Below are 25735 nucleotides of genomic sequence, written 5' to 3' on the forward strand. Positions count from 1 at the left end.
GAGGGAGATGAGGCATGGACGGCTTTTCCGATCTCAACATGTTCGCGCTGGTGGCGCGCCATGGCAGCCTGGCCGCCGCGGCGCGCGAGCTGGGCGTGACGCCGCCGGCGGTCAGCAAGCGGCTGGCGCAGGTGGAGCGCCGCCTCGGGGTGCGCCTGGTCAACCGCACCACGCGCCGCCTCAGCCTGACGCCGGAAGGCGAGCTTTACCTCTCCAGCGGCACGCGCCTGCTGGATGAGCTGGCGACGCTGGAACAGCTGGTCACCCGCAGCCGCGAGGAGCCGGCCGGCCTGCTGCGGGTCAACGCCTCGTTCGGTTTCGGCCGCACCCATGTCGGGCCGGCGGTGGCCGACTTCCAGGAGCGCTACCCGGCCATGCGCATCCAGCTCCAGCTCACCGACCGGCCGGCCAGCCTGCAGGAGGACGGCTTCGACGTCGGCATCCGCTTCGGCCCGGCGCCGGACGCACGCCTGAACGCGCGACTGCTGAGGACCAACCGCCGCATCGTCTGCGCCTCGCCCGCCTACATCGCCCGGCACGGCAAACCGTCGACGCCGGCGGAGCTGGCCCGGCACGCCTGCCTGGTGCTGCGCGAGAACGAGGCCGCATACGGCGCCTGGCATTTCACGCGCCGCAAGCGCGCCGAGACGATCAAGGTGGACGGCGCATTGGCCAGCAACGACGGCGGCGTGGTGCTGCAGTGGGCGCTCAGGGGGCGCGGCATCGCGGTGCGCTCCGAATGGGAGATCGAAACCCACCTGGCGCGCGGCGAACTGGTCCCGCTGCTGGAGGACTGGTCGCTGCCCAATGCGGACATCCACGCCCTCTATCTGGAAAGAAACCAGCTGTCGATGAAGCTGCGCAGCTTCATCGACTTCCTCGGCGAATCCCTGAAAAAGACGGTACGCTAGGCGCGCGGCAGCCTTGGGCCGCGTTCTTCCGGCCTGTGCTGCCTGCCGCTGCGCGCAGCGGGATGCGGCAAGGTGAAACTCCTTCAACAATAAAAAACATGACGCCATGACATTGCAACCATTCCGGGCAACCCGACGCCTCGCTTCGCCTCTCCTTCCGGTACGCTCCACGCTTGGAGTTCTGCGCACCGCATGGCGCGTGGCAGGCATCTGCGCGATCGCCGCCTTGTGCCTGCCGCCGTCCGCGTCGGCGATGGAGCTGGCCAGGTACGACAACACCATCATCCTCTCCGGCCCGGTCAACGGCTCCGAATGGGCCATGGTCAAGGACGCCTTCGCCGCCAACCCGCATATCGACCTGGTCATCCTGCGCAACTCGCACGGGGGCGAGGCCGGAACCGGATATGAAATCGGCGAGTTCTTCCGCCAGCGCGGCGTGACCACGGCCGTCTCGGGCTACTGCGTCTCCTCCTGTTCGCGCATGTTCCTGGGCGGGAAGAACCGGCTGTTCACCGACGACTATCCGCTGGACCAGACCCGGGTCGGCTTTCACGGCCACTATGACGCCCAGGGCAACCTGAACGGCGCCTCGGTGATCCGCGACGGCCTGTACGAATGGATCATCCGCTACTCCGACGGCAAGGCCGATCCCGAGCTGGTCAAGCGCTGGATCGCCATCAGGAAGAACAAGGGCGCGGCCAATTTCTTCCATCCCGACCTGGCGGCCACGCTGGGCAACAGCGTCTTCTTCTGCGACGGCATGCAGCGCCAGAAGATCACCAGTTGCGAAGCGATCCCCACCGATGCGCTGCAGCGCGGCGTGATCACCGACAAGCGCCGCATCTCCAGCCCCGACCAGGCATCCCTGCCCTCGCGGGCGCGCGCGAACGCGTTCCCGCCCAGCGGCTACGCCGACATCGATGAACTGGACAAGCTGCCGCTGGACGCCCGGCCGGGCGTGGAGCAATACCAGCGCTACCTGGCCGCGCCGACGCCCAAGGCGTTCGCGGTCGCACCGACGCGGCGCCACTGGGGCTGGAATTCGGGATCGAAGGAAGACGTCAACGCGCAAGCCCTGAAGCGCTGCGAAGAGCGCGCCGGCCAGGCCTGCGTGCTCTACAGCGTGGACGACAACGTGGTCTACCAGCAATAGCTCAGATGCCGCTGAACCAGTTGTAGCCCTGGTCCTCCCAGTAACCGCCGGGGTTCTGGTTGCTCACGTAGATGGCCACGACATGCTTGGGGTTCTTGAACCCGAGCTTGGTCGGCACGCGCACCTTGAGCGGATAGCCGTAGGAGGTCGGCAGCGGCTCCTTGCCGAAGTCGAGGGCCAGGATGGTCTGCGGATGCAGCGCGCTGGGCATGTCCAGGCTGGAGTAGTAACGGTCGGCGCATTTAAAGCCCACGTACTTGGCCGACAGGTCGGCGCCGACGGCCTGCAGGAAGCGCTTCAACGGCACGCCCGACCACTGGCCGATGGCGCTCCAGCCTTCGATGCAGATGTGGCGGGTGATCTGCCCCTGCTGCGGCAGCGCGCGCAGGCGCTCCAGCGTCCACGGCCGCTTGTCGCCGACCAGGCCGGAGACCTCCAGCTGCCAGTCGGCGCCGTCGATGTCGGGCGCGTTGAACTCGTCGTAGAAGGCATTGAAGGGGAAGGGATGGGTGATCTGGCTCGCCGCGTAGGTCGGCGCCAGCTTGTCGCCGCGAAACAGCAGCGCCTGGACCCGGTCATTCCAGCGCGACATGGCCCACAGGGCCTTGTCGACGCTGTCGTTGTCCTGCAGGTCGCAGCCCGCCAGCATGGACAGCGCGCCCAGCGACAATGCCGAGCGCAGCACCAGCCGGCGCTCGACCTTCACCAGCGCCGTGCGGTGATCGGCCAGCCGGATCTTCTCCGGCGCGCGGGAAATATCGTCCTTGTCGCTCATGATGCGCCCTCCTCGGCCCGGCCTCGCCCGGTCACCATGGGCAACAGGGTGCTGGGCACGATGGCCACCAAGGCCAGGTGCACGAGGACGAAGCCGGCGATGCCGGCCATCGCGGCGAAATGCACCTTGCGCGCGAAGTCGAAGCCGCCGAACAGGTCGACCAGCCAGTCCAGCTGCACCGGTTTCCAGATCGACAGCCCTGACAACACCACCAGCACGCCCAGCAGCATCACCGCCCAGTACAGCAGCTTCTGCACCGCGTTGTAGATCCCCGGCCGGTGCGCGAGACGAAAGCGCAGCGCCTGCGCCGCGTCGCTCACCACGTCACGCGCGCGCAGCGGCAACAGGTGCCGGCGGAAATGACCGCTGGCGGCGCCATAGGCGAGATAGAACAGGCCGTTGGCCACCAGCAACCACATCGCCGCGAAGTGCCAGGCGATGGATCCGCCCAGCCATCCGCCCAGGGTCATCCAGGCCGGAAACCTGAACCCGAAGATCGGCGACGCGTTGTAGATGCCCCAGCCGCTGGTGAGCATGCAGGCGATGGCAAAGGCATTGAGCCAGTGCGCCACGCGAACCGCCAGCGGATGGAGCAGGATCTTGCGGGGCATCGTCTACCCTTCTTACATCGGCGGCGTGACGCCGTTCTTGCCCACGCTGACCGATGCCGCGGTCAGGCTGCCGTCGGCGTTCTTGCGGGCGCGCACAACCACCTTGGCGCCGGCCACCAGCATGGAGCGCTCGCCGGCTTCGATGTTGACGATGGGCACATCCTCGGGCACCACGATCTTCTTCTCACCGCCTTTGTACTTCAGCGTGAGTGTGCGGCCGCTGCTGGCCACCACGTCGCCCACGGTGCCGTTGGTCATGGTGCTGTTGGGCGCCAGGTCGAACGGGCGATGACCGTCGCCGGTGCCGGCCATGGCCGGCGGGAAGACGTGCACCTCGAGCGCCTTCTGGGAACCGTCCGGCTGCGGAATGCCGGCGGCGCCGATATAGCTGCCCGGCTTGATGTCATTGATGTTGGCCAGCGAGATCGCCGCCACCCGGGTGTCCTTGTCGAGCGCGACGGTCTGCTCGCCGCCGCGGTTGCTCTTGACGACCAGTTTGTCGCCGCCCACCGAGACGATGGCGCCGCGGATGCCGGTCATGGCAGGCGCCTGCGCCATGGCGGCGGATGCGGCCAGGCCGCCGGCGACGAGCGCCGACATCATGACGCCATGGAAGAGTTTGCGAATGGATGTGCTCATGGGAGGGGGACCGCGTGAGTTGAGGATCGTCCATCCTAGAGAGCCAAAGGAGTCATTCGGGTGACATTTTCATGACAAAAATGTCATCCGGTGAAAAAACCGAGCCGTTGGCTGAAGCGAATGGCGCGGGCGGCGGTCAATGTCGATGCGGCAAACGAGAGGAGCAATAATGAGAGAAGCAATAAAAGGACAACGCCCACATGAAGCGGGCGATTGCATTCAGTAACAGGGAATGTCCAGCCATCTGCGCGAGCGAACGGAGGCTGCCGCCCGCGCCCTGCGACCTCAGCGCACCATCTGATCCGGCGCCATGCCTGCAGAGCGACTTGGCGACTGGCGTCCCGCACCGGACAGCACCTTCTCGACATCGTCCGCCAGCGCCGGCTTGGTCATGTGGCAGTCGATCCCCGCCGCGCGGCTGCGCGCCCGGTCCTCGTCGGTTCCCCAGCCGCTCAGCGCCGCCAGGTAGACGCCGCCCAGGGCCTCGTTGGAGCGGATATCGCGCGCCAGGTCGAAACCATTGAGATACGGCATGCCGATGTCCAGGAACATCACATCGGGCCTGAACTCAAGCGCGGTCGCCACCGCCTTCGGCGACTCCAGCACGATGCCCGTGGTGTGGCCCAGGTTGTTGAGCAGCAAGGCGAGCGACTCGGCGGCATCGACGTTGTCATCGACGATGAGAATGCGCAAGGGATCGACGGCCACCTGGCCGCGCGCCGGCTCGCCGCCGGCCGGCGCTTCCGGCACGGCCAGCACCGATGCGGGCAGGCGCAGCGTAAAGACCGATCCGGCATCATCGCCGTCGCTGGCCACATCGATCCTGCCGCCGTGCATCTCGGCCAGGTGCCTGGCCAGCGCCAGGCCAACGCCCAGTCCCGTCTGCGATCGCTCCGAGCCTTTGTCGACCTGCGTGAAGAGATCGAAGATCCGCGGCAGCATGCTCGCCGGGATGCCGATCCCGTTGTCGATCACACGCACCGATATCGCGTCGTCCGCCACCTCGGCGACCAGCGCTATCTGCCCGCCATGCGGCGTGTACTTGGCCGCGTTGTTCAGCAGGTTGCTGATGACCTGCGCAATGCGCGTCTCGTCGACCTCGAGCCAGACCTCGTTGCCGGGCACCGTGACGGTGAATTTGTGGCTGGCGGCGTTGATCAGCGGACGGCTGGTCTCGACCGCGCTGTCGATGATCGCCCCCAGCGACACCCGTCCCGGCTTCAGGGCGACCACGCCGCGGCTGATGCGCGACACGTCGAGCAGGTCGTCGATCAGCCGCACCATATGCCCGAGCTGCCGCTCCATCATCGGCAATATGCGCGCCTCCTGGCCGGGCTTGCCGATCTTGAGCAAGGTCAGCCCGGTGCGGATCGGCGCCAGCGGATTGCGCAGCTCGTGCGCCAGGGTGGCGAGGAATTCATCCTTGTAGCGGTCGGCTTCCAGCAGGCTTTGCGTTTGCAGCTGCAAGGCCTGCATGGTGGTGTTGCGTTCGATCAGGTCGGCCGCCTGCCGGGCGATGATGTCGAACAGGCGAAGATCGCGCTCCTTCGGTTCATGGCAATGGGTCCAGTGCGTGGTGATCATGCCCACGAGGTTGCCGTTGCGCGTGAGCAGCGGCGTCGACTGCGCAGCGCGCACGCCGGCCTTGCGGAAGGCCTCGAGATCGTCGCTGCCGACGATGTAATCGCAGTTCTCGAAGTCGCGCACGATCACGCGCTTGCCGGTCTCCAGCGCCTTGCCGCAGGTCGTGGCGCGCCCCGGATAAACCCATTGCCAGAAGCGGACGGCGTCTTCATTGAGGCCATGATGCGCGATCAGCTCCAGCTCGCCGCGTGCGCGGTCATAACGCTGCATGCTGCCGAAATCGGAGCGCATCACCAGCGTGGCCGCGTCCACCAGTTTCTGGTACAGCGCATCGACCGAATCTTCATCGGCCATCATGGAGCTGATGCCGTGAAGCAGCCGCGCATCCTCGAGCTCGATCTCCAGCTGGCGCTTCTGCGCTTCGACGATGGCCAGCGCCTCGCGCAGCTCGGCGGTCTTGTCTTCGACCTGCGGCACGCGCGGCGCTTCGCTCCTGCCCGATGCCGCAGCCGCAGAGTGAACGAGGGGATCTTGCATCATTTGAACCTTTCGCACCGCATCGCGGGCTTGCTGATATGGCATGAGGTCTGAGCCTGATGACGTTTCTCATCAAACTGCACCGGCGGCCGGCCAGCGACGCCTGGTGCAGGCTTCCGCCACGAAAGCCCCGATCCGGCTGATTATGCCATCTCCGCCCGGCGGCATGTACGCCGGATGGCTTGCATGCGCGCCGGTGGGCTGCGATGTGGCGGATATGCAGGTTCAGGCGGTCCGCTCCTTGCCCGGAGAAAGCGACATGCCATTCTGACAACCATTCTTGACGCGGTACTTTTCCATTTAAAATCGATTGGCGACGGGCCATGACAGCGACAATTAATCGATTTCAATTGCAGACAGCAATTTTTCGCAGCCTACGAATTCAACGTTTGCCACCTGGAACTTCGTTATCGGCAGAAAAAAACAATACACATAGGTTCGTATATGGCAACAGACTTTCTCGTCTTCTGGATAACACACCCTTTGGGCATCGCGATTTTCTTTATTGCCATGCCCTTAATCTGCTGGCGTTTAGTTCGAAGTGAAAAAAATCTATCTCGACGAATCAGACCGTATGTCTTGGCCTTTACATCGAGCATCGTCGGATTAATCATCCTTTGTTTTCTTACATCGTTAATGGACTTCGGTAGTCGTGCTACTGGCCCCGTGAACGAACTTGGCCGTTGGGCGACGATACTAGGCTGGACGATTCATCTCAGCATCTTGCTTAGTGTGTTCGTATTGCCGCTGATCGGTTTGATAGCAGTACCTGTTGCGGCACTACTTCTGCGGTTTCAGCGCTTTGAGATGAGAAACATCGTTGGCGTGCTGGTGTTTTTCTGGGCGATTCTGACTTTTGCAGTTTGGTCCTTCCCAGACAATAGCTGGGCAGAGTCGCATCGTTTCGGCTCATTCGTCTCTTATGGTCAGGCGATTGCATGTGGAGTGGCATTTATCGCCGTACCGTTCTTCTTTACACTCTATTTCATGAAGAGCAGAAACTTCTTGACTACAGATAGTTCGCTAGGAAACAAGTAGTTTGCTTCCGGCCTGGAGCTGACGTTCATCAAGGACATGAGGCAGTACGTCTCCGAGAGAAAAACATGAGCAATCGCACTTTTGCCTGTCTGCACTGTAAAAACTGCAGCGCAGAGATCAAAATATCGATGCATTTCACTGCCCTCTATGCGGTCGAGAGAGTATTCGAGTTCACTGGAAGCTGCATGTCCCATCACCCCGAAAGAAGAAAAAATGGGACTCATTCTGGGATAGATATCTTCTTGAGTTACGGCAGATTGAAGAATACAAGTCCAACAAAGATATCAGTGAACTACGCTTGCCTCTTTTGAATATTCATTTGCGGAGATAGCTTTTTAAGACATTGCTAGCCGAGGTCGGCGTCCGGCCAAAAGACGACTATTGCAACGGAAAATCCATATCTCAGCCGTCCGTATTGTTATTCTTTCTTCTGTCCATCCTGAATGCCTAAATCAAATACTGAAATATCCATTCTAAAAAAATCGAAGTGGCTTGGTATAACCGCGGGGTGGCTGGCACAACTTGGATTGACAACCTTTCTTCCTTTCGTCGCGCTCATGGCCATGCGGCTTTGGTCACTGACAATAGAGGACTCGTCAATATGGCTTGAGTATCCAAGTGATACAACGCATCCTGGCTGGTATGTACTTCAGGCTTCGATAGCGTTGGGCTCATTCTTCGCAGGCGTTCTTGCGGCTCTTCTTTCCCCTAAAAGGTCCATAATTGTTCCTGTTGCGCTCGTTCTCTTGAGTCTTTTGGGAACGGTGTTCGAACAATTACCTCTTCCGATGTCTACCTTGATTTTCTTGATTTGGATGGGCGGGCCATGTGCAGGGTTGATTTTCGGATACGGGGTTATTCGATCACTCGAACAATCCCGCATGAAATGAGGACTTCGGATCGTAAGAAAATGTCCGTTATCGGCCAGAAGCTGACGAGGCCATTTGGAGCGTGACGGTAGATTAACTATGGTCCAATATTCTAAGAGATTCAAAATTCAATTTTTCCTAGCCGCCTTTTTAATGGCGGCTGCTTTTATCTTGTTTTTTATCATTCTCTATTTTGGCGCGAATCAGTTTTTAGTCGCGCTAGAAATTGGTGTCGTTATTATCAACATCATCAATATTTTTTCCTTTGTTCTTTTAGGATGGATGCGTTCAAAGTAAGCCTTTTTTAAATGCTTGCACTGTCTGGTAAGGAACATGGACCTTCATAAGGTCCGCTTCCGGTCAAGAACAGACTTCTATTCAGATGAAAATAAAGCTCACCCTGATCTTTTCCATCTTCGTCGTGACAATCCAATGGTTGACGGTGGTCAGCTTCATAGATCGTGCATATTCGTCATGGCTCAAGATGGGGGACAGGACCGTATCGTCCAGCATCGGTGGGGTAATATTTTTCGCTGCCTGTTCGTTGCTGTGTATTGCCTACCTCATGCGGTTGAACGATGAGTTACAAAAAGCCGGATCATCCTGGCGATACATCAGTCAGGCTTCACTGTTGATGGGTATGGCTGGGCTGCTGGTTTTCTTTGGCATGATCGGAACAGCGATTGTAGTCCTTCGCTGAAGATGTCCGCTTGCGGCCAGATGCCGACCTTCCATGCAGATCCACATGCTGAATTCATGAATAACAGAAGATCGCTATTTCTTTCCATCGAAGCAGTGGCTTTGGGTGGTCCATCGTCTCTTTTGTTTATTTTCGGACTTCCTTATATCGTGGGAGGATCCATTTCTGAACTGGTCGAAGGCCGACTAACTGGCCCTATCGGTGCTGTAGGCAGTGCATGGACGCTATTGCAGTTCTGGAGCTTAGCGTTTTGTACGATTTCTCAGCGCCCATACCGGTTCGGACTGGGATTTGGCCTCGGTGTCGTCGGTTCCATTGGTGGAATCGCTGTGATGCACGTAGCTATGCCATATTGGTTTTCAGCAGCGTTGATTGGACTCCCCTTTTTCGGAGCTATCCAAGCAGGTCTTGATTCGAAGGACGTTGGGACAGGTTCGTTAGGGCATTAACGTCCGCAATCGGCCAGAAGTGGTCGTTTCAACTTTTCAAATAGTTTGGGTGGTACATGAGAGCAGAGGAAATGATAAACGGCTATCTTTTGTCCATCGATTGGGAGGACAACAGGAGCTATGCGGCCATAAATATACTTACGGTTGAAGGAAAAAAAATTCGAATCGACGCAGTAGCACTGGGCGTCAATGATGTGCAAGTTTCCTTTCATTACGTCAGTTTCCGAGCGGGTCTCCACACTCATTATGGAAGAGCGTGTCTTGGCGAGATTGAGGGAGGGAATATTTCGACCGATCGCCTGACTCTAGAAGGAGACTTCGGTTGCTTTGATGTAGTCGCAGGTCGCATCGAAATAACCGCGTGTGATATGCATGAATAACGTCCAGGTGAAGTAGTTTTCCAAACCTCGGCACCAGCGATCATTCGCACAATTCAGCTATCAATTAAAAGTCCGCTTTCGGCCAGAAGCGGACCACAATATCGGCAAGAAGAATCCAAGACCAATATCGTGCCCTTCGATCAAAACACTTTCGCTGTCATAGCAAATTCTTTCCCCTCATATCTGAAGGCATCCGCAGAATTGCTTGTTGAAAAAACTCTTCCAATCACTTTCTCAAGTGGACCTTTAATCGAAGTAAAGGTCGCAGCAGAAAATCTCAAGCTACCCGTCCGGATTTATCAGCAAGTCGACGAGCAAGTGTTCAGGAATCTTCCTGCAGAGGCGAGTACTTTGTACTCATGCATATTGACGAGGCACTCTGATGGTTATCTTCGCCAGCGTCACTTGGCACAAATTTTCAATCGAAAACAACCGTGGATCGCCCCGTTTGTAATTCGATTGGCAAGTGAATACGTCGTCGAAATTCTCTACGACATAGAAAACAATTTTGATCGCCTCGATACTGCAATGTACGCCCGATTCTTGAGAGAAAATCCGGCATTCTATGCACAGGCAAAAGCGAGGATGATTAGCTATTGGGATTGCTACTATCGTGGGACTTGTAAATACAAGAACGACTACGTTGGGTTCCGGTTGTTTACTCGCTGGGATAGACTTGTCCAGGAGTCCAAAGCGATACCAGAATAAATGCGTTCGGCCATAAGGCCTGACTGGTTAGAAAGACGAATCGTGATTACAAAAGAAAATGCCCCTATTGGATGGACTTTGCTGATGTCTGAACTGGAGGATGCAAAAGAACACCTCTCCACTTTGATCGAAGATATGCGCCGGGATCCGGCATATGGCGCAGCCAATCTACGGATTGATCTTGGACATGTTTTTTCGCATCTCAACAGGGCATGGCATCGCCGGGACATTCGCGAAGACCTGAGTGAAGTGGAATGGAAGAAGGCGAGCCAGTTTCCCTCGGATATTGAACCGATATAAATGGTTGGCTGACGGTGACACGCTGATCAGGAATCCATCGTCAACAAGCGGCCGGGAATGGAAAGTGTGATTCGGCTTCGGGCAATAAAACAATTATTCGGAAATACAGATTAAATGAGATATGCCATTCTGACCTTTGCAATCACGTTCATTGCAAGTTCAGCTGCAGCGCAAGCGATTCCCGTATGCAGCAAAGCAGACGAAACGCGCTGGCAAGCGGTCACGACCCGAGAAGTGGCGCCGACGGTGTTTTATCCGCCTCAGGCACGTGAAGAGGAGCGAGAAGGCACAACACGCGTCCAGTTCACGATCGACAAAGACGGAAGAGTTTCTTCAGCGACGATTCTGTCGACGTCAGGTTATCGGGATCTTGATACGGAAGCCGTACGTGCCATTATCTCCAAGGTCTATCCGCCGATGGTCTGCGGTGGGATTGCACAGGAACATACAACGGCACGGTCCATCAATTTCCACCTGAATCCCGAACCGGCACCACCGGCTCCACCTCTCGGCGCAGCCAAGCGCGCAACGATTAATTCGATATTGAGAAAACTGCCGCCCAACCTGCTGCCGACAGCCTATGCGGTACAACTTGTCGACAAAATCCCGAGGCGGCTTCAAATGGAGTATCCCTCGATTCCGCCCGAAGCGCTGAAGCAGATTGTCGAGGAGGTTCGACTGCAACTTGAGGCCGCCCGAAAGAACACATCGGAGGTGAGCGAAAGCTTGGTTCAATATTTCAACAGGCGGTATAGCGAGAGTGAGTTGATCTTGCTTGAACAGCTCGTCAATCAACCCGGAGGAGAAACCTTGCTGAAGAAACTCTCTGCGCTGTTCCAGGATCAGCGAGCAGTTGTCGTACGTTGGAACGACAGTGTGGTCGAGCGCAGCCTCTCGGACGCGCTAGGACGACAAAAAGAACAAACGTCCAATGCAGAATGGTTGGAACGGGGAAAGTAACCTCGCGCGCAGACCAATTGCGATGTCCCAATTAGCCCAATGGCGAGCTGCAAAAAAATGAGAGAGAAAATGTTCTCTAAGGACGTAATCTCCCTCCCCTCGTCCGGGATGGTGAAATGGGCGATCTTCAACACCATTATCCCTCCTGGGCCTTTGGAGCGTAGTGGCTTTGCTTTGGATCGTTGCGATTCTGATTGATCACGGTCTAGGCCTGCGGCTGATCTCGCCTGATTATTCTTAAGTGTGAGCGTCTGCTACCGGCCAAGTGCTGACCTAGTCGGCAGCCATTACCTCATTAAAATGACTCCATGAAGAACTCATCCCTAGCGTCCAGATCTGCTTTAGCGGCATTCGCCATTGGCCTTGCAATATTGGTGCTGCTAGACCAAATGGACTTGGAAGCCATTTTGATTATGGCGCTTCCTCTATTCTGTACGGCAGTAGCGGCGGCGTTTTTTGGGCGCAATCTTTCACGTCCTTGGGTTTATTCATTTTCCATCGGTGTGGCGAGTTACGCTTGCTATTTCATATTGGACTCGTATCTGGGAATTTTCTCGATACCTATACCCAAAGATGGAATTTATCACCGAATAGTTGGGGAACCTGGCGTTCTCGTCCTTGGTACTTTTAACATCTGGCCGCTTTGCGTTTTTTTTATTTCAGTCATATTTCTCGCCTATATGATTTGCCGCGTCTTCACTAAGAGGGCGGTTCAGAGATGATTTCCTTATAAAAAGATAGGTTCGCAATCGGCCGCCAGACATCGACTCCGGTGAAACACACTAGCAAGTCCATATTTCTACAATGAAAAAATTAAAATACGGGGATGTTGTCGAGATCAAGACGAAGAACGGGTTGGCTTATGCGCAGTACACACACAAGCACAAGCAGTTCGGAGCTCTATTACGGGTATTCAGCAATATCTACACTAGTCGGCCTGGCAATCTACCAGAGCTCATAAAGCTTGAGCCCACGTTTATCTGCTTTTCCCCGCTTGGTGCTGCGGTGAATCGTGGCATTGTTTCAATTGTGGATTGCGCTGCTGTGCCGTTGGAGGCACAAGCGTTCCCAACTTTCCGAGCAGGGATCATTAATCCGTCTACCAAGAAAGTGGATGTGTGGTGGCTATGGGACGGCGAAACGGAATGGCGCGTCGGGGAAATAGACGCTGAGCAAAGAAAACTCCCAATTCGAGGAGTGTGGAACGATACGCTATTGATCGAACGAATTGAGTCTGGATGGATGTCAAACACAGATCCACGGTAGCGAGCGCAATCATGTCCGCAATCGGCCAGAAGCGGACGTTAGTCAAAGCATAAGAGACCAGGATTTCTGTAAATAAGATATGTCAGCCATGCTTAAGACCACCCGTATCTTCGCAGCGTTTTCTGCGGTGACGGCTCTTTGCGTCGGATATCTTCTCTGGGCTAATCCAGACTATGTTCCGTCGGCAGATGGAGCAAAAGAGCAGCTATGGGCGATGGATGACATGCGCGCTCATTGCAGCTGCGACGATGTGGTACTGGTAGAGAAAATAGCCCCGATAGCCGATTTTTCATATCAAGAAAAAAAGGGGCGCCTAGAGAAGCATCCCTCCCCTGGCTATTGGTCCTTTATTTTCAGACTGAACAACGGAAAACGCTTTTCCGCAAACGTCTTACCGTTCGGCTATGCCCCCGTGTTTGTGGGGCGCTATTCTGAAATAGTTGAGGAAGGCACCTGAGTCTCTTGGCGCTCTAAGCTTGTCAGAAATCGGCCAGGAGCAGACATCACGGATAGCGGGATAATAAGAAAATTCAGACAAGGTGAGTAACGCTTTGGAAATTGGCGACTAGTTGATGAAAATTGCGTACATCCTATTAATGGCCTTCGGTTTAATCATGTCTTCTGGCTCTCATGCAGCGAGCTTTGACTGTGAGAAGACCATAAATCCAGTCGAAGAGATCATTTGCGAGCAACAAGAAATTTCTGACTTGGATGACTTGCTGGACCGCACTTATAAGACAGTCTTGCAAATATCGACCAAGACCATCTCATTAAAAGCCGATCAATGGAATTGGCTTACAAATGTCCGCAATCGCTGCAGCGATGCAGCGTGCCTCACTGATGCCTACGAGGCACGTATTTTCGAACTTGAAGATAGATGGGAAAAACAAACCAATGCACTAAATGGCATGTTGGTGCGTGATAAGGCATCAAAGGCCAAGCCATTTGAAGGCAATTGGAAGTCATGCCAATTGTTCAAAGCGGAAGAAATTTGCTCCTCATATCGACTCATACAGAATGGAAAGCGAATTTGCGGTGAGTTAGAGCAATGGGCAACTTATCGTATCTATGAAGGACGCCTCCAGGCGACGATCCAAAGCGCGAATCGAGCTTCCGTGGAATTGTTTTGCGGCCCAGGTAGCGAAACCAAATGTACATACGAAAACGGTGCACAGGAGAAATGGGAGAAGGTGAAAAGTTCATTATCCGTTTGCGGGAATCAACTGTTCGATACCACTCCAGCCAAGCCGTGCGATGCATTGACCGCTAATAGAGGTTTTCGCTATCAAACATTGACAAGTAAGGAGCGGGAGGAAATCCTGTCGCAACCTTGGGCAAATAGGTGCATGAATCAGCATGAATAAATAAGCACGAATGACGGCGATCGCCCAGAAGCCGACATCGATGACACTTACTGAATTAATGGGAGGGGGAAATGAAGTATCAAATTGCGCTTTTATTGTCTTTTGGCTTGTGCGCTACCGCCAATGCTCAGCGAATTGCTCAACCAAGCATGGACATTGTTAGCATCGCTAATCAATTTATCGTATCCGGGGTTGCAGCAAAGAAGTGTTCTCTAATCGATGCCGCAACGGAGCAAGCGTTTCGAACAAATTTCCTTGCCGTTTCCATACGAAAGATTCAGGTTTTGAAGGAGCGCAATCCGCAGTTAACAGATGATCAAATAGCAGAACAAGATAAAGAATCCACGGAGCAATATAGAGCTAGGGCAGAACAAGTAATTTCGCAGTATGGTTGTCAGTCCCCAGCAGTCCAAGAACTAATTCAGCGTTACAAAGCACAGGCGGCCTGGAAGATCGGCGGTTAGTTCGAACAGTACTGGACACTATGCGACCAGAAGCAGTTACTGCACAACCGCCATTTGCAGAAGGATGACTATGAGTAGACTTGGAGTGATTCTATGCATCATGTAAGCGGTCATCATTGTGCTTTGTGGTGGGATGGCATCCGGCGCTGACCCAAAAGGAAAATTTGTTTTTCTACAGCTGCCACTGGTTCTTCACGACGCATTGATCTTCAAGTTGGGCTTGCACCGCTATTTCGAGAAAATGTCGTGGCTAGAAATTTACCTTGCCCTCGTCTCACCTACTTTCATCTTTCTCTATGGCGTCGGTTTTTTCATCGAAAAAATTGGCTCGGCCACTGAATCATATAAAAGCTCCTGAATTCAGCATTGCGGCAGGAAATCTATTCGCTTGCCAGCAAACTGAAATCTGAAAAATTCCAGAGGCCGCAAACATGCATATTTCGGATGCTTCTGGACACCTGGTTCGGTCTGAGCTGGACACTCAGATCGGAACCAGATGGACACTGTTGCGGAAGCCTGGACAAGCAGTCCGGCAACGCGAGCGTTAAAACGGTCACATGGACAGTTATTCGGCAACGTGGACTATTTAGACTTCAGCAAGAGATTTCTTGCCCCGCAACTTTCTCATTGATTCCCCTTTCAGCTGGATCTTGTAAGCCTGGTGGACCACACGATCCAAGACAGCGTCTGCTATCGTGGGGTCCGGGAAGAAACCGTGCCATTGTTCCACGGGATACTGGCTGGTGATGAGTACCGAGCCCGTACGTGAGCGCCTGTCAACCACGTCGAGCAGCACTTGCGCAGCTGCTGGTGTCATCTCTCCCATTCCGAAATCATCCAAGATGAGCAGTGCCGGTTTGTAAAGTTGCTCCTTGAGTGACGGGAGTGAACCATCGAGTTGGCCTTCGACGACAGCACTGTACAGATCTGATACGCGATGGAATGCCACAGACATAGCTAGCCGGCACGCCTGCTGACCAAAAGCCGAGCCAAGCCACGTTTTTCCGACGCCTGTGGCACCGAGAATGATCAAATTCTGATGCCGAGAGATCCAGCTACAAGTCGACAAGGCGGCAACAAGCGTCTTATCAAGCCCGCGCGCTGCACGGCCATCCAGATCCTCTAGAGAAGCCGCCTCTGGAAAATTCGCGCTCTTGATCAGCCGATTTAGCTTGCGCGACCTCCTTGATGCGCTCTCGGCTTCAAGAAGCATTCCCAGACGGTCATCGAAGGCGATGTTCTGCAGCTTGGGTTGCTGACTTTGTAGTTCATAGGCCTCGGCCATAGCTTGGAGCTTCAAGTCACGGAGCTGGATGGTATTTTGTGGTTGGCTGCTCATATTCATTCTCCGAAGTATTCAGGGCCGCGCACATTGTCATGTGTGGGGCGTGATTCACCGTTCTGCTGCTTGGCCGGCCGCAAGTCGACGTTCGTCTTGAAAATCGACTCAACATTGCGAAGGCTTGTAATGTTCGCCCTCAACGCATACGTACAAACCGCCTCGAAGCGTTCGTTCCCATGTGTTCGCGCCAGGCTTCTCATCCGTTGAGCAGCGCGAAGTCCGTTCGTCGGATCTCGTCGATCATGGAGGTGATAGGCGATCATCTTGCTGGCGTTAGGACCGATACCTTCCGCCCAATGAATTAGGTCTGCTGGTTCAGACTCAGTGACGGCTATATGTGAAAGAGGCCTGTGCTCCCGCTCAGTCACTGTTGCGCCTTGCTTCGTCTGGACGACGTGCAATGCGATCCGGCGGCCAGCCAGGAAGATTTCAAGGATGGTCTGGGTGAACCTCAGATCAACGCGATTTCCCGAGAGGTAGTAAGGTACAGAGTAAAACGCACCTTGGTGCTCTACGTGGTAATCCTGACCAACTCGGACCTGATATTTCCAGTCACACAGCTCAAAGGAACGCTCCGGCAATGGGCGCAGCTTGTCCCTTTCCGTGTCTTCCATCCATTGGTGCCGGCATCCGTCCAGTTTCTTAAAACGATGATGATTGAGCTTTTCGCTCAGGGCGTGAAGCTCGGTATTGAGCTCGTCGAAACTAAAAAACTTTCGGTGCCGCAGCCGGAAGAAAAGACGTTGAGCAATCTGGACACCAACTTCGGCCTTCGGCTTGTCTTTCGGTTTGCGACTCCTGGTCGGCCGTGCTGCCGTGCCGTAGTGAGCCAGGCAGTCCCTGTAGCTAGGATTGACGACAATGCGATCACGCTCTCGTCGCCACACCGCAGCTTTTAGGTTGTCGCTCACAACCCAGGCTGGAGCGCCACCCATGTACTCAAAGCACTTGATGTGACAATCCACCCAATCAGCTGTTTTTTGACTAGGTACTGCATAGATAAATGTGTAATTGGAATAGCCAAGCACACCAATGAAGATCTGCGCCTCTTCGATGGCACCGGTTTCGGCATCGTGGACATCGATCGTCCGACCAGCAAAATCCACAAACAGCTTATCGCCCGGAAGATGGATGCGCCGCATGACGATATGTAATTTCTTGATGTGCTTACGGTACCCAGAGGTGAACTGCGTGTAGCCAATGCCGGCGGGCTCGGATTCACGCCATTCCTGCCAGATATGCTCTAGGGTGGCGTCTTCTGCCTGCATCTCTTGATGCACCCATTCCCAATTGGGAGCCGGCTTCGGGGCGGCAGCACTACGGTCGTGAGTACCGATCAGGGTACGCCACTGGTCATCATCGACATCTTTGATGTCACTCCAATTAAGCGTCGTTGCTCGCAGTTTATTGCGCAAGACACCCACGGTCGTGGGGGAAATGCCAACGGTGTCGGCGATGACTCGGTCTGAGCTGGATAGCTCATAGAAGTGCAGACGCGCTATCTCTCGCTGCAAATAGATTTCTAGCCTCATAGGCATCTTCCAAGCAGCGCAGGAGTAGCGCCGCAAAAGGGTGAGCATTCCCCTTACGCTCTCCTTGACAGGAAAGACGTTGCAGCCGATACTCCTCCGCGAGATCTGAGATCTTTTCGGTTACGGCCGACGATAAAGCCCGAGTCTGGTCACTCGGGCTTTTCGCTTTTTAAGGGGGGATTTTTGTTCTTAGTTTCTGACTAGGTGAAATCTCCTCAAGTAATTGATGGCCGTGATGCAGAAACATCGCCAGCAGCGGCATCAAATTGCTGTCCACGTTGCCGAAACGCCGTCCACATTGCCGAAACGGCGCTATTGGACGGTATCCAAACAATCGGTGGCTCATCCTACGCAGAACGTGTCACGAAAACTACTAGGCTATCTGGACATTTGAAATGCCTTTTCACCTGGACGATCTTGATCTCGACAACATCCCAGATCCCTACCAGTCAGTGCTAAGACACATGGCCACAGCGGTCGAAAGCCGGGCTGTCACGCCGGCTGTTGCGATCAAAGTGATTCGCGAACATGTAGTACCGCTTCTTTCCGAGGTGCACAGGCCTCTGGTCTCCATTCAGGGCCAGCCCTCCTGGGACAAGATCCAGACCCTCTACCCCAAATTGGTATTTGCTTCTGAACTCCAGCAGGAGCAACAATTGGCCGCGATTGGCCGGATGATTGAGTTGTTTGTCAGGCATACGGCCAGGCCACCGCGGGAAATTGAATTTCCGTCGTTTATTGAGGTTTTCTCCTTCCACCGACTGTGCGGCTACCTCGGAGTCCCTGTTGCCAGGCCGTTTTTAGAAACCGATGACGGCGCGGGGGATCTCTACCGGTTCTGCAAGTACTGCTGGTTTCCTGTCAGGCGCAAGGACGTATGTGCCTTTCATACGACCCGTGTTGATAGGGCCGTAGCCATCGACAATCAGCCGGCGTGTGCACATGTTTCCGTCAAACAAGCGCAACGCTTGAGAGCAGTCTTTGAGCAGCAAGTGCTGACGCTTACCTCTAAGGACGAGATGGAATTTCACGAGTCAGGCTTCGACCTGCCTGTGCTTCTTCCGCCATCTGGCTTATCTCAATGGCTGGATGCGCGACGTCCTCACTTGGCTACCCTGGTGAGGAAGCAGACCGGCTTGTCGGCCAATAATCTTCGTAGTCTGTCAGCCGTTCTTTATGGCGAAGAACTTGGCGCTGAGATCGTTGAGGCAATAGGTGGAGCGGTTCATTTGTGGACGCCGATCACAACTAGAGCCGAAGGATGGCTGGCTGCGTGGGCGGCCAGATCGCCGAGAGGCGGAGCTCGTAGGCGCGGATTTAAGCTTTTAGACGTGTAGAAAGAAGTCACCCCAGGCGGGGTTTCCGGCCAAAAAAGCACGTGTCCCTGGGGGCAGGTTTTCGCAGAGGTGGCACCGGGAGGCTCGCAACGTAACGCTAGCGCGAATACGGCAAGGTAAATATGGTCCCTGTAAAAGCTCACCTTTCGAGCCTATCGGTACCATTAGAACGATTGCCGTTTCCTGCATTTGCTACAGCTTTGCTTGATTCATCCGCTTCGATAGCTCAGCCGCCTCTTCGCGACGCTCACTGTATCTATCCGTGAGGTAAGGCGAAATGTCTCTTGTTAGAAGTGTGAACTTAAAGAGCTCCTCCATCACGTCGACCACGCGCTCGTAGTATGGCGACGGCTTCATCCTGCCGGCGTCATCGAACTCCTGATAGGCCTTCGCCACCGATGACTGATTAGGAATGGTCAGCATACGCATCCAGCGGCCGAGGATCCGCATTTGGTTCACGGCGTTGAAAGATTGCGAACCACCAGACACTTCCATGACGGCCAAGGTCTTGCCTTGTGAAGGACGGATAGCCCCTTGGGTCAGCGGGATCCAGTCGATCTGGGCCTTCATGATGCCGGTCATGGCGCCGTGGCGCTCAGGCGAGCACCACACCATGCCTTCGGACCAATTGGCCAGCTCACGTAGCTCAACGACCTTCGGATGTGTCTCCGGCTCACTATCTGGCAGCGGCAAGCCGCGCGGATCAAAGATCTTGACCTCGCCGCCCATCGCTTCCAGCAGCCGGGCCGCTTCCATGGTCAATAACCGGCTATAAGAGCGTTCACGAACAGATCCGTACAGCAGGAGAAAGCGCGGACGGTGGGTCGATGCGCCAATTTTCGAGAAGTCACCGATCGCCGGCATCTTGAACTGGCTGGGATCGACGTTAGGCAGATCAGTTACCTGGTGCGACACGTTGGCCCTCCGCATTGATCACGACTTCGCCGTCTTCCTTGGTGAAAGCGCCTTGTTGCGGGTTCGGGAGGATGTCCAATACCAACTCGGACGGACGGCACAGCCTAGTTCCCTTGGTCGTCACGACGAACGGCCTGTTGATCAGGATGGGATTGGCCAGCATTGCATCCAGTAGTTGATCGTCGGTCAAGGTAGTGTCATCCAGACCCAGCTCAGCATAAGGCGTGCCTTTCTGGCGGATGGCCTCACGAACCGTCAGGCCGGCATCCTGAATCATCTTGACCAGCTGCTCGCGGCTGGGCGGATGCTGAAGGTATTCAATCACGGTCGGCTCTTCGCCGCTGTTGCGGATCATGGCCAGGGTGTTGCGGGAGGTCCCGCATGCAGGGTTGTGATAGATGATCGTCATGGTGAGGTCCTATTGTGAAATCGGCTCTGATTGCGGGCGAATCGCCGCCGTAGCGAAAAAGAAGAGAATTGCCCCCGTCGCCGCTATGGCAACCAGGGCAGCTATGGCACCGGGATAGCCGCCCCCGACGCTATACAGGAGCGAGGCGACGAACGGACCGGCTGCGAAAGCGATCGTGACCGGCGTTGCCATCGCGCCGCTGATGGCGCCGTAGGCCTCACGGCCATACAACTCAGCTGGCAACGTCACTCGAACGATGGTCATGACGCCGTTGCCCATGCCGTACAGGATGGCAAACAGTCCGTAGAGCACCAGCCATTCAGCTGGGGCATAGAGCAGAAGCAAAGCGACTGGCAGCAAGGAAATGGCAAACTGGCCCGTCTGCCTGGTGCTGGCCTTCTTCCCGATCGTGGTCTCCAGGATTCGGCCCAACACCTGCATGGGGCCAATCATCGCTCCGATTGCGGCGGCATAGTACGGCGTCATTCCTCGATCATGCAAAATCGACATCAAGTGCAACGACATTGCCGAGAACACCAGGGCGTTCAAGGTCACGGCCGCCGTCACTGCATAAAAACTCGGTTGCCTTAGCACAGCCTTCAGATCCCAATCCTTATTGGCGGCGGCCTTGGTCTTCTGAATAGACTTGGCTGCTGGAAGCAGCATATGAACCGGCAGGCAGATCACCAGGTTGGCTACCGCGTAAATCTGCCACGTCGTCCGCCAGCCATACTGCTCCAGCAACCATTGGGTCAACGGCCAGGCGACGGTACTGGCAAAGCCACCAAAAAGCGTCAACATCGTGATGGCGCGGCGGAAATCCGCCTGGAAGACCTGGGTCAACACGGCGAACGCCGGCTGGTATAGCGTCGCGCTCATGGCCAGTCCGATGACCGCCCAGATAAGATAAAGCCCCAGCGCATCGTGAACGAAAGACATGGCCGCCAGCATCAACGCGGCCAACACGGTTCCGGCGCCCATCAGCAATCGGCCACCGATGCGGTCAATGATGCTGCCGGCCAGCGTCGACATCAGCCCGGAAATGAGCAGCGCAAGGGAATAAGCTCCGACCACGACTGGCTTGGAGAGCTGCAGCTCAGTCTGCATCGGCTGCATCAAGATCCCGTAGGCATAGAACATCGAGCCCCAGCCGACAATCTGGGTCAGCCCAAGCGAAGGGATCAGCCAGGTCGATTTGCAGGCCTCCACTTCAGCTCCCCACTCGCAGTGCCAGGGCAGACAGCGTCACCAGCAGGACGGGCAGCGTCAGCATCGCGCCCACCCGGAAGTAATAGCCCCATGAGATGTGGATACTCTTCTTGTCCAGCACATGCAACCAGAGCAAGGTCGCCAGGCTACCGATGGGGGTGATCTTGGGACCAAGGTCGCTGCCAATGACATTGGCGTAGACCATTGCCTCCTTCACCACGCCTTGGGCTGTGGTGGCGTCGATCGACAGTGCGCCCACCAGCACCGTCGGCATGTTGTTCATGATCGACGACAGGAAAGCCGTCAAGAAGCCGGTACCGAGGGCAGCGCCCCAGACGCCGTGCTCTGCAAAGCCGTTCAGCACGCTTGTCAGGTAGTCCGTCAGGCCCGCATTGCGCAGCCCATAGACAACCAGGTACATCCCCAGCGAGAAGAACACGACCTGCCAGGGCGCACCCTTGATGACCTCGCGCGTGGAAATGACATGGCCTTTGCCAGCAACTGCCAAGAGGATCAGTGCACCAACCGCTGCTACGGCGCTGATGGGCACACCGAGGCCTTCCAGCCAGAAGAAGCCCACCAACAGCAGCGCAAGCACCCACCAGCCGGCAACGAACGTTGCTCGATCATGGATGGCAGCGACGGGATCCGGAACCTGGGTCAGGTCATAGGTTGCGGGGATATCGCGACGGAAGTAGAGGAAGAGCACGATGAGCGTCGCCACGACTGACACGATGTCGACGGGGATCATGACCGAGGCATATTCTGCAAAGCCGATCTTGAAGAAGTCCGCCGAGACAATATTCACCAGGTTGGACACCACCAGCGGCAGGCTGGCTGTGTCGGCGATGAAGCCGGCTGCCATGACAAAGGCCAGCGTCGCCTGGGGCGAGAATCGCAGCGCCAGCAGCATGGCGATGACGATCGGCGTCAGGATCAGCGCGGCGCCATCGTTGGCGAACAGGGCGGATACGGCTGCGCCCAACAGGATCAGCAGTACGAACAGCATGCGGCCGCGACCACCACCCCACCGCGCTACGTGCAAAGCTGCCCACTCGAAGAAGCCGGCCTTGTCCAGTAGCAGGCTGATGATAATGATGGCGATGAAGGTACCCGTGGCGTTCCAGACGATGTGCCAGACAACCGGGATGTCCGAAAGATGAATGACGCCGGCAGCCAAAGCCACGGCCGCACCAGCGCACGCACTCCAGCCAATGCCGAGCCCCTTGGGCTGCCAAATCACAAAAATCAGGGTGAGCAGGAAGATGACAAAAGCGGCCAGCACTTTCTTTCCTTGGTCGAAGAAGAGGAGTCAGGGAGGCAGGAGCCCAATGGCTCCTGCCGTAAGGTTTAAACCGGGGTGGCGCCGATAGCGTCCATCTCTCGCTTGATCGAGGTCTTTTCAAGCGTGTGGAACGGCAGGCTGGCAAAGATGTTCACGCGGGTCATGATCTGACGCGCAACCTTCGAGAATACGGCGCGCTTTTGCTCGTCGGTACCGGTAGCAGCCGCAGGATCTTCGAATCCCCAGTGGGCCGAGATCGGTTGTCCAGGCCAGATCGGGCATACCTCGCCGGCGGCGTTGTCGCAAACCGTGATGATGAAGTCCATCTTGGGGGCATCCGGTGCCGCGAACTCATCCCAGCTCTTGCTGCGCAGGTCATTCAGCGGATAGCCAGTCGCGTGGATCTGTTCCAACGCCAGCGGATTGACGGCGCCGGCTGGATGACTGCCTGCGCTGTAGGCGTTGAAACGGCCTTTGCCCATGGTGTTGAGCAGTGCTTCGGCCATGATGCTGCGAGCCGAATTGCCGGTGCAGAGGAAAAGAACGTTGTAGGTCTTCTGTTGGCTAGTGGACATGGTGACTCCTTGGCGTGAAGGCATGACGGTTCCAGGCGTTGATTATTCGGTAGTAGTGGCTGGCTCGCAGCATGCGGTTACCGGCGAGCACACATTGCCGCCGCAGCAGTTCTCGGTGAGAAAGCCCAGAACATCGTTCATGGCGGTGTAGTTGGCGGCATAAATGACGAAGCGCCCCTCCTGGTGCGAAGTCACCAGACCAGCGTGCGAGAGCTCTTTCATGTGGAACGACAGTGACGATGGAGCAATGTCCAGGGCTTCCCCGATCTTGCTGGCAGCGCTGCCTTCTGGCCCCACCTGTACCAAGTGACGGAAGATGGCCAGGCGAGATTCCTGGGCCAAAGCAGCCAGTGCGGTGATAACGGTCTTGGTTTCCATAGCAGCTCCAATCAATCCAATGATTCAATTATTATTGAATAATCGAATTAAAACAAGAGAATGTCAGATTTTTGTGGCAGTAGTCCGGAATCGATCAGGAGCACTCATCGTCGATGCCTATGACGGTATCATCGCCGAACGTCGGTTACGTTCCAAAAATCACATATCTCATAGATAGGGGGGAAGCAATGTCGCTGGAAATTCAGGACCACATCTCCGTCGCCGAAAAATTAGGACAGCTGGGAGTTCGCGTTCCTAATGGCCTGGCCATCCTGCCAGTAAACATCGCGGCGGCGAACGAAATTCAGGACCTTCGACAATTTGTTGAATCAGATACGGTAAAAGCGCTCTGGCGGATCAATGACATCAAATTCGTCGAGATATTCGATGAAAACCAGGAACCGCCTTATTTGCAGCAATACGGCTTTGAATGGTTCGGACCGACGCTGTTTGTTACCGCGGGCTTACTTGCTCAAGATCCGAACGTATTGTCTGTGACCCTTGGGTTGATCACCAACTATCTGTATGACCTGTTCAAGGGAGCTAAAGGCGGTACGGCGTCTCTCAACGTGGTTTTCCAAGAGTCCGATGGAGCCTGCAAAGAAATTCGTTATAACGGACCGTGCGATGGACTGAGTCAGATCGCAGAGATAGTGCGCGAAATGGGGAAAAAAGATGGCACTGTCTGACGTAGGGAAAGGGGCGCAGCTGACACTCAACGAGGCTATTCAATATTTCAATGCCGGCATCGAGAAGGCCGAAATTTATCTTAGCCCGGCCAGAGATAGCAAGTTGCAGCTCGCGCGCTGCCATGAAATGGACTTTTTGCAGCAGCAAGCGACGCGTATCAAAATTGATGCTATTCAGCAAAATGACGAGAACGTAGCGAATCTTTTCCTTGCATTTGAATGTGCGATAGGAGCTGTGCGCGCAGAACTCTTGATGTGGTTGCTCCTCAAGCAAGAAAAGCCTAACAAAGCATGGGACCAACTGATTTCGGCCCAAATTGCTTGCTTAGATGCGACGCGCGCTCATACTGGTTTTTCTCATTGCTCTGACCGTCTTCAAAAACTACAAAACATCGAAGAAACAATATTTCCGCCGCAAGTCTTTCTCAGCGCGGGATTTGTTGCTCAAGCGCTCGAATGCTCTATCTGCCGCCAGCGCTATGGAACGTGCGGACATTTACGTGGCAAACCTTATATGGGGATGTTTTGCGAGGTAATACATCGCGGCATTCAAGGGGATCATGTTGCGATAGTCGAGGTGCCTGCGGACAAGCGCTGTCGCATTGTGTCGTTTAAGACTAAAGATGGTCATAGAGATAGGCTCTCGTGGGACATTACCCCCTATGCAGCAGGTGAGACGCATGAGGATGGAGGGCCTTTGCATGCGAACACCATTTTTATGTCTTTGAATCGATATCCTTACTTGACCAGTTCAAGAAAGGTCTTAGACACGGAAGCCAGTGAAACCGAACAGGCTCAATCGGCTTGACCCGAGGCTTTTTACCGACCATGGCCTCCTGCTCAGAACCCTACGAGCTTCATCGCGGCACTTGCCTATTTCAGTGATGGTGGACACTTGGTTCGGCGACGTGAACGTTTCTAGTTCAGTCGAGCTGGACAGCTGGAAGACCATAAAACTACTCAGCGCCGATAGCCTACCTCTCTAAGATGCGCGCAACCAGCCAGTAGAGGCCCTACAGATATAAATGAAATGTGCAGTAATATTCGGTGCTGCTGCCGAGGGCCAAGCGTCTGGAGCGAGGCGTCTCGCTCGAAGGGATTGAGTCGAGTCACCTTTGCAGGCTAGAAATTTATTTCCAGTAATGCAAGATGAAAAAACGGAGGCCGGAAATAGAAAAAGCCCGCCAGAGGCGGGCTTTCGCTTACGTTTTGCCTGAAACTCGACAGCCGACTAGAACCGTTTTCGGGGATGAGGGCTGCCAGGCGATTGAGGTGAATCTTATCACACCGCGTTTAGGACTGCTATCGGCCAATATCAGACTTCTGATGCATCGCTCTGCCCAGATCGCTACTGCA

At 55.5% G+C, this 25735-nt stretch carries 29 protein-coding genes; 17 read left to right on the forward strand and 12 right to left on the reverse strand.

Annotation, left to right across the window (positions count from 1 at the left end; genetic code table 11):
* The first annotated feature begins 14 nt into the window (after positions 1-14).
* Together CEJ42_RS20640 and CEJ42_RS20645 are read left to right on the forward strand one after the other, a co-directional pair.
* Complete coding sequence (locus CEJ42_RS20640) at positions 15-911, forward strand: LysR family transcriptional regulator (protein WP_079215961.1); 897 nt, start codon at positions 15-17, stop codon at positions 909-911.
* 199 nt (positions 912-1110) lie between these two features.
* Positions 1111-2064 carry a DUF4189 domain-containing protein gene (locus tag CEJ42_RS20645; RefSeq protein WP_243397914.1) on the forward strand — a complete coding sequence of 318 codons (954 nt, stop codon included), beginning with the start codon at positions 1111-1113 and terminating at the stop codon, positions 2062-2064.
* Between the two features lies 1 nt (position 2065).
* Here the strand turns inward: CEJ42_RS20645 and CEJ42_RS20650 are convergent, their stop codons facing one another.
* From CEJ42_RS20650 to CEJ42_RS20665, 4 genes are all read right to left on the reverse strand, one after another.
* Entirely contained in the window at positions 2066-2839 is a 774-nt protein-coding gene (locus CEJ42_RS20650; protein ID WP_088752381.1) for a molybdopterin-dependent oxidoreductase, read from the reverse strand.
* Positions 2836-3450: a cytochrome b/b6 domain-containing protein gene (locus tag CEJ42_RS20655; protein WP_088752382.1), complete on the reverse strand. Its 615-nt coding sequence runs from the start codon at positions 3448-3450 to the stop codon at positions 2836-2838. Before CEJ42_RS20655 ends, CEJ42_RS20650 begins: the two co-directional genes overlap by 4 nt.
* 12 nt (positions 3451-3462) lie before the next feature.
* Entirely contained in the window at positions 3463-4089 is a 627-nt protein-coding gene (locus tag CEJ42_RS20660) for a DUF5666 domain-containing protein (protein WP_079215967.1), read from the reverse strand.
* A 285-nt stretch (positions 4090-4374) separates the two neighbouring features.
* Entirely contained in the window at positions 4375-6213 is a 1839-nt protein-coding gene (locus tag CEJ42_RS20665; RefSeq protein WP_165774484.1) for a hybrid sensor histidine kinase/response regulator, read from the reverse strand.
* A gap of 441 nt (positions 6214-6654) precedes the next feature.
* Here CEJ42_RS20665 and CEJ42_RS24800 point away from each other — a divergent pair, with 441 nt between their 5' ends.
* The 12 genes from CEJ42_RS24800 (at position 6655) to CEJ42_RS24840 (ending at position 14708) form a co-directional block, all read left to right on the forward strand.
* Positions 6655-7248 carry a hypothetical protein gene (locus CEJ42_RS24800; RefSeq protein WP_129587798.1) on the forward strand — a complete coding sequence of 198 codons (594 nt, stop codon included), beginning with the start codon at positions 6655-6657 and terminating at the stop codon, positions 7246-7248.
* A gap of 1251 nt (positions 7249-8499) precedes the next feature.
* Positions 8500-8817: a hypothetical protein gene (locus tag CEJ42_RS20675; RefSeq protein WP_088752385.1), complete on the forward strand. Its 318-nt coding sequence runs from the start codon at positions 8500-8502 to the stop codon at positions 8815-8817.
* Between the two features lie 20 nt (positions 8818-8837).
* Positions 8838-9266, forward strand: a complete 429-nt coding sequence (locus CEJ42_RS24805) for a hypothetical protein (RefSeq protein WP_129587799.1) — start codon at positions 8838-8840, stop codon at positions 9264-9266.
* A gap of 71 nt (positions 9267-9337) precedes the next feature.
* Positions 9338-9646 (forward strand): hypothetical protein, encoded by a 309-nt coding sequence (locus CEJ42_RS24810; protein WP_129587800.1) that lies wholly within the window; start codon positions 9338-9340, stop codon positions 9644-9646.
* Between the two features lie 129 nt (positions 9647-9775).
* Positions 9776-10354 (forward strand): hypothetical protein, encoded by a 579-nt coding sequence (locus CEJ42_RS24815; RefSeq protein ID WP_129587801.1) that lies wholly within the window; start codon positions 9776-9778, stop codon positions 10352-10354.
* Positions 10355-10654, forward strand: coding sequence for a hypothetical protein (locus tag CEJ42_RS24820; RefSeq protein WP_129587802.1), 300 nt, complete (start codon positions 10355-10357; stop codon positions 10652-10654).
* Between the two features lie 114 nt (positions 10655-10768).
* Positions 10769-11614 carry an energy transducer TonB gene (locus CEJ42_RS20680; protein ID WP_088752386.1) on the forward strand — a complete coding sequence of 282 codons (846 nt, stop codon included), beginning with the start codon at positions 10769-10771 and terminating at the stop codon, positions 11612-11614.
* Between the two features lie 308 nt (positions 11615-11922).
* Entirely contained in the window at positions 11923-12336 is a 414-nt protein-coding gene (locus tag CEJ42_RS24825) for a hypothetical protein (protein WP_129587803.1), read from the forward strand.
* Between the two features lie 82 nt (positions 12337-12418).
* Entirely contained in the window at positions 12419-12880 is a 462-nt protein-coding gene (locus CEJ42_RS20685; protein WP_088752387.1) for a hypothetical protein, read from the forward strand.
* 88 nt (positions 12881-12968) lie between these two features.
* Complete coding sequence (locus CEJ42_RS24830) at positions 12969-13337, forward strand: hypothetical protein (protein WP_129587804.1); 369 nt, start codon at positions 12969-12971, stop codon at positions 13335-13337.
* 115 nt (positions 13338-13452) lie between these two features.
* Positions 13453-14244 carry a lysozyme inhibitor LprI family protein gene (locus tag CEJ42_RS24835; RefSeq protein ID WP_129587805.1) on the forward strand — a complete coding sequence of 264 codons (792 nt, stop codon included), beginning with the start codon at positions 13453-13455 and terminating at the stop codon, positions 14242-14244.
* A gap of 71 nt (positions 14245-14315) precedes the next feature.
* Positions 14316-14708, forward strand: a complete 393-nt coding sequence (locus CEJ42_RS24840) for a hypothetical protein (protein WP_129587806.1) — start codon at positions 14316-14318, stop codon at positions 14706-14708.
* A 586-nt stretch (positions 14709-15294) separates the two neighbouring features.
* Here the strand turns inward: CEJ42_RS24840 and istB are convergent.
* Both istB and istA read right to left on the reverse strand, forming a co-directional pair.
* Positions 15295-16047 (reverse strand): IS21-like element helper ATPase IstB, encoded by a 753-nt coding sequence (gene istB, locus CEJ42_RS20695; protein WP_088752389.1) that lies wholly within the window; start codon positions 16045-16047, stop codon positions 15295-15297.
* Between the two features lie 2 nt (positions 16048-16049).
* Complete coding sequence (istA, locus tag CEJ42_RS20700; RefSeq protein WP_088752390.1) at positions 16050-17630, reverse strand: IS21 family transposase; 1581 nt, start codon at positions 17628-17630, stop codon at positions 16050-16052.
* 347 nt (positions 17631-17977) lie between these two features.
* Here istA and CEJ42_RS20705 point away from each other — a divergent pair, with 347 nt between their 5' ends.
* Positions 17978-18919: a hypothetical protein gene (locus tag CEJ42_RS20705; RefSeq protein WP_088752391.1), complete on the forward strand. Its 942-nt coding sequence runs from the start codon at positions 17978-17980 to the stop codon at positions 18917-18919.
* A 192-nt stretch (positions 18920-19111) separates the two neighbouring features.
* Here the strand turns inward: CEJ42_RS20705 and arsH are convergent, their stop codons facing one another.
* The 6 genes from arsH to CEJ42_RS20735 form a co-directional block, all read right to left on the reverse strand.
* A complete protein-coding gene (gene arsH / locus CEJ42_RS20710) occupies positions 19112-19849 on the reverse strand; it encodes an arsenical resistance protein ArsH (protein ID WP_165774485.1) in 738 nt (245 codons plus the stop codon).
* Entirely contained in the window at positions 19815-20243 is a 429-nt protein-coding gene (gene arsC / locus CEJ42_RS20715; RefSeq protein ID WP_088752392.1) for an arsenate reductase (glutaredoxin), read from the reverse strand. The genes arsH and arsC overlap by 35 nt, the downstream gene beginning before the upstream one ends.
* Before the next feature lie 9 nt (positions 20244-20252).
* Positions 20253-21452: an MFS transporter gene (locus CEJ42_RS20720; protein ID WP_088752393.1), complete on the reverse strand. Its 1200-nt coding sequence runs from the start codon at positions 21450-21452 to the stop codon at positions 20253-20255.
* A gap of 1 nt (position 21453) precedes the next feature.
* Complete coding sequence (locus CEJ42_RS20725; protein WP_088752394.1) at positions 21454-22737, reverse strand: arsenic transporter; 1284 nt, start codon at positions 22735-22737, stop codon at positions 21454-21456.
* 65 nt (positions 22738-22802) lie between these two features.
* Complete coding sequence (locus CEJ42_RS20730; RefSeq protein WP_008328786.1) at positions 22803-23312, reverse strand: arsenate reductase ArsC; 510 nt, start codon at positions 23310-23312, stop codon at positions 22803-22805.
* Positions 23313-23354: 42 nt separating this feature from the next.
* Positions 23355-23690, reverse strand: a complete 336-nt coding sequence (locus tag CEJ42_RS20735; RefSeq protein ID WP_207760464.1) for an ArsR/SmtB family transcription factor — start codon at positions 23688-23690, stop codon at positions 23355-23357.
* Between the two features lie 188 nt (positions 23691-23878).
* Between CEJ42_RS20735 and CEJ42_RS20740 the strand changes: the two genes are divergently transcribed.
* Positions 23879-24379: a hypothetical protein gene (locus CEJ42_RS20740; protein ID WP_088752395.1), complete on the forward strand. Its 501-nt coding sequence runs from the start codon at positions 23879-23881 to the stop codon at positions 24377-24379.
* Positions 24366-25187, forward strand: coding sequence for a hypothetical protein (locus CEJ42_RS24845; RefSeq protein WP_129587807.1), 822 nt, complete (start codon positions 24366-24368; stop codon positions 25185-25187). The genes CEJ42_RS20740 and CEJ42_RS24845 overlap by 14 nt, the downstream gene beginning before the upstream one ends.
* Positions 25188-25735 lie beyond the last annotated feature (548 nt).

This window comes from Herbaspirillum robiniae, from assembly GCF_002213415.1.
Classification (GTDB): Bacteria; Pseudomonadota; Gammaproteobacteria; order Burkholderiales; family Burkholderiaceae_D; genus Herbaspirillum; species Herbaspirillum robiniae.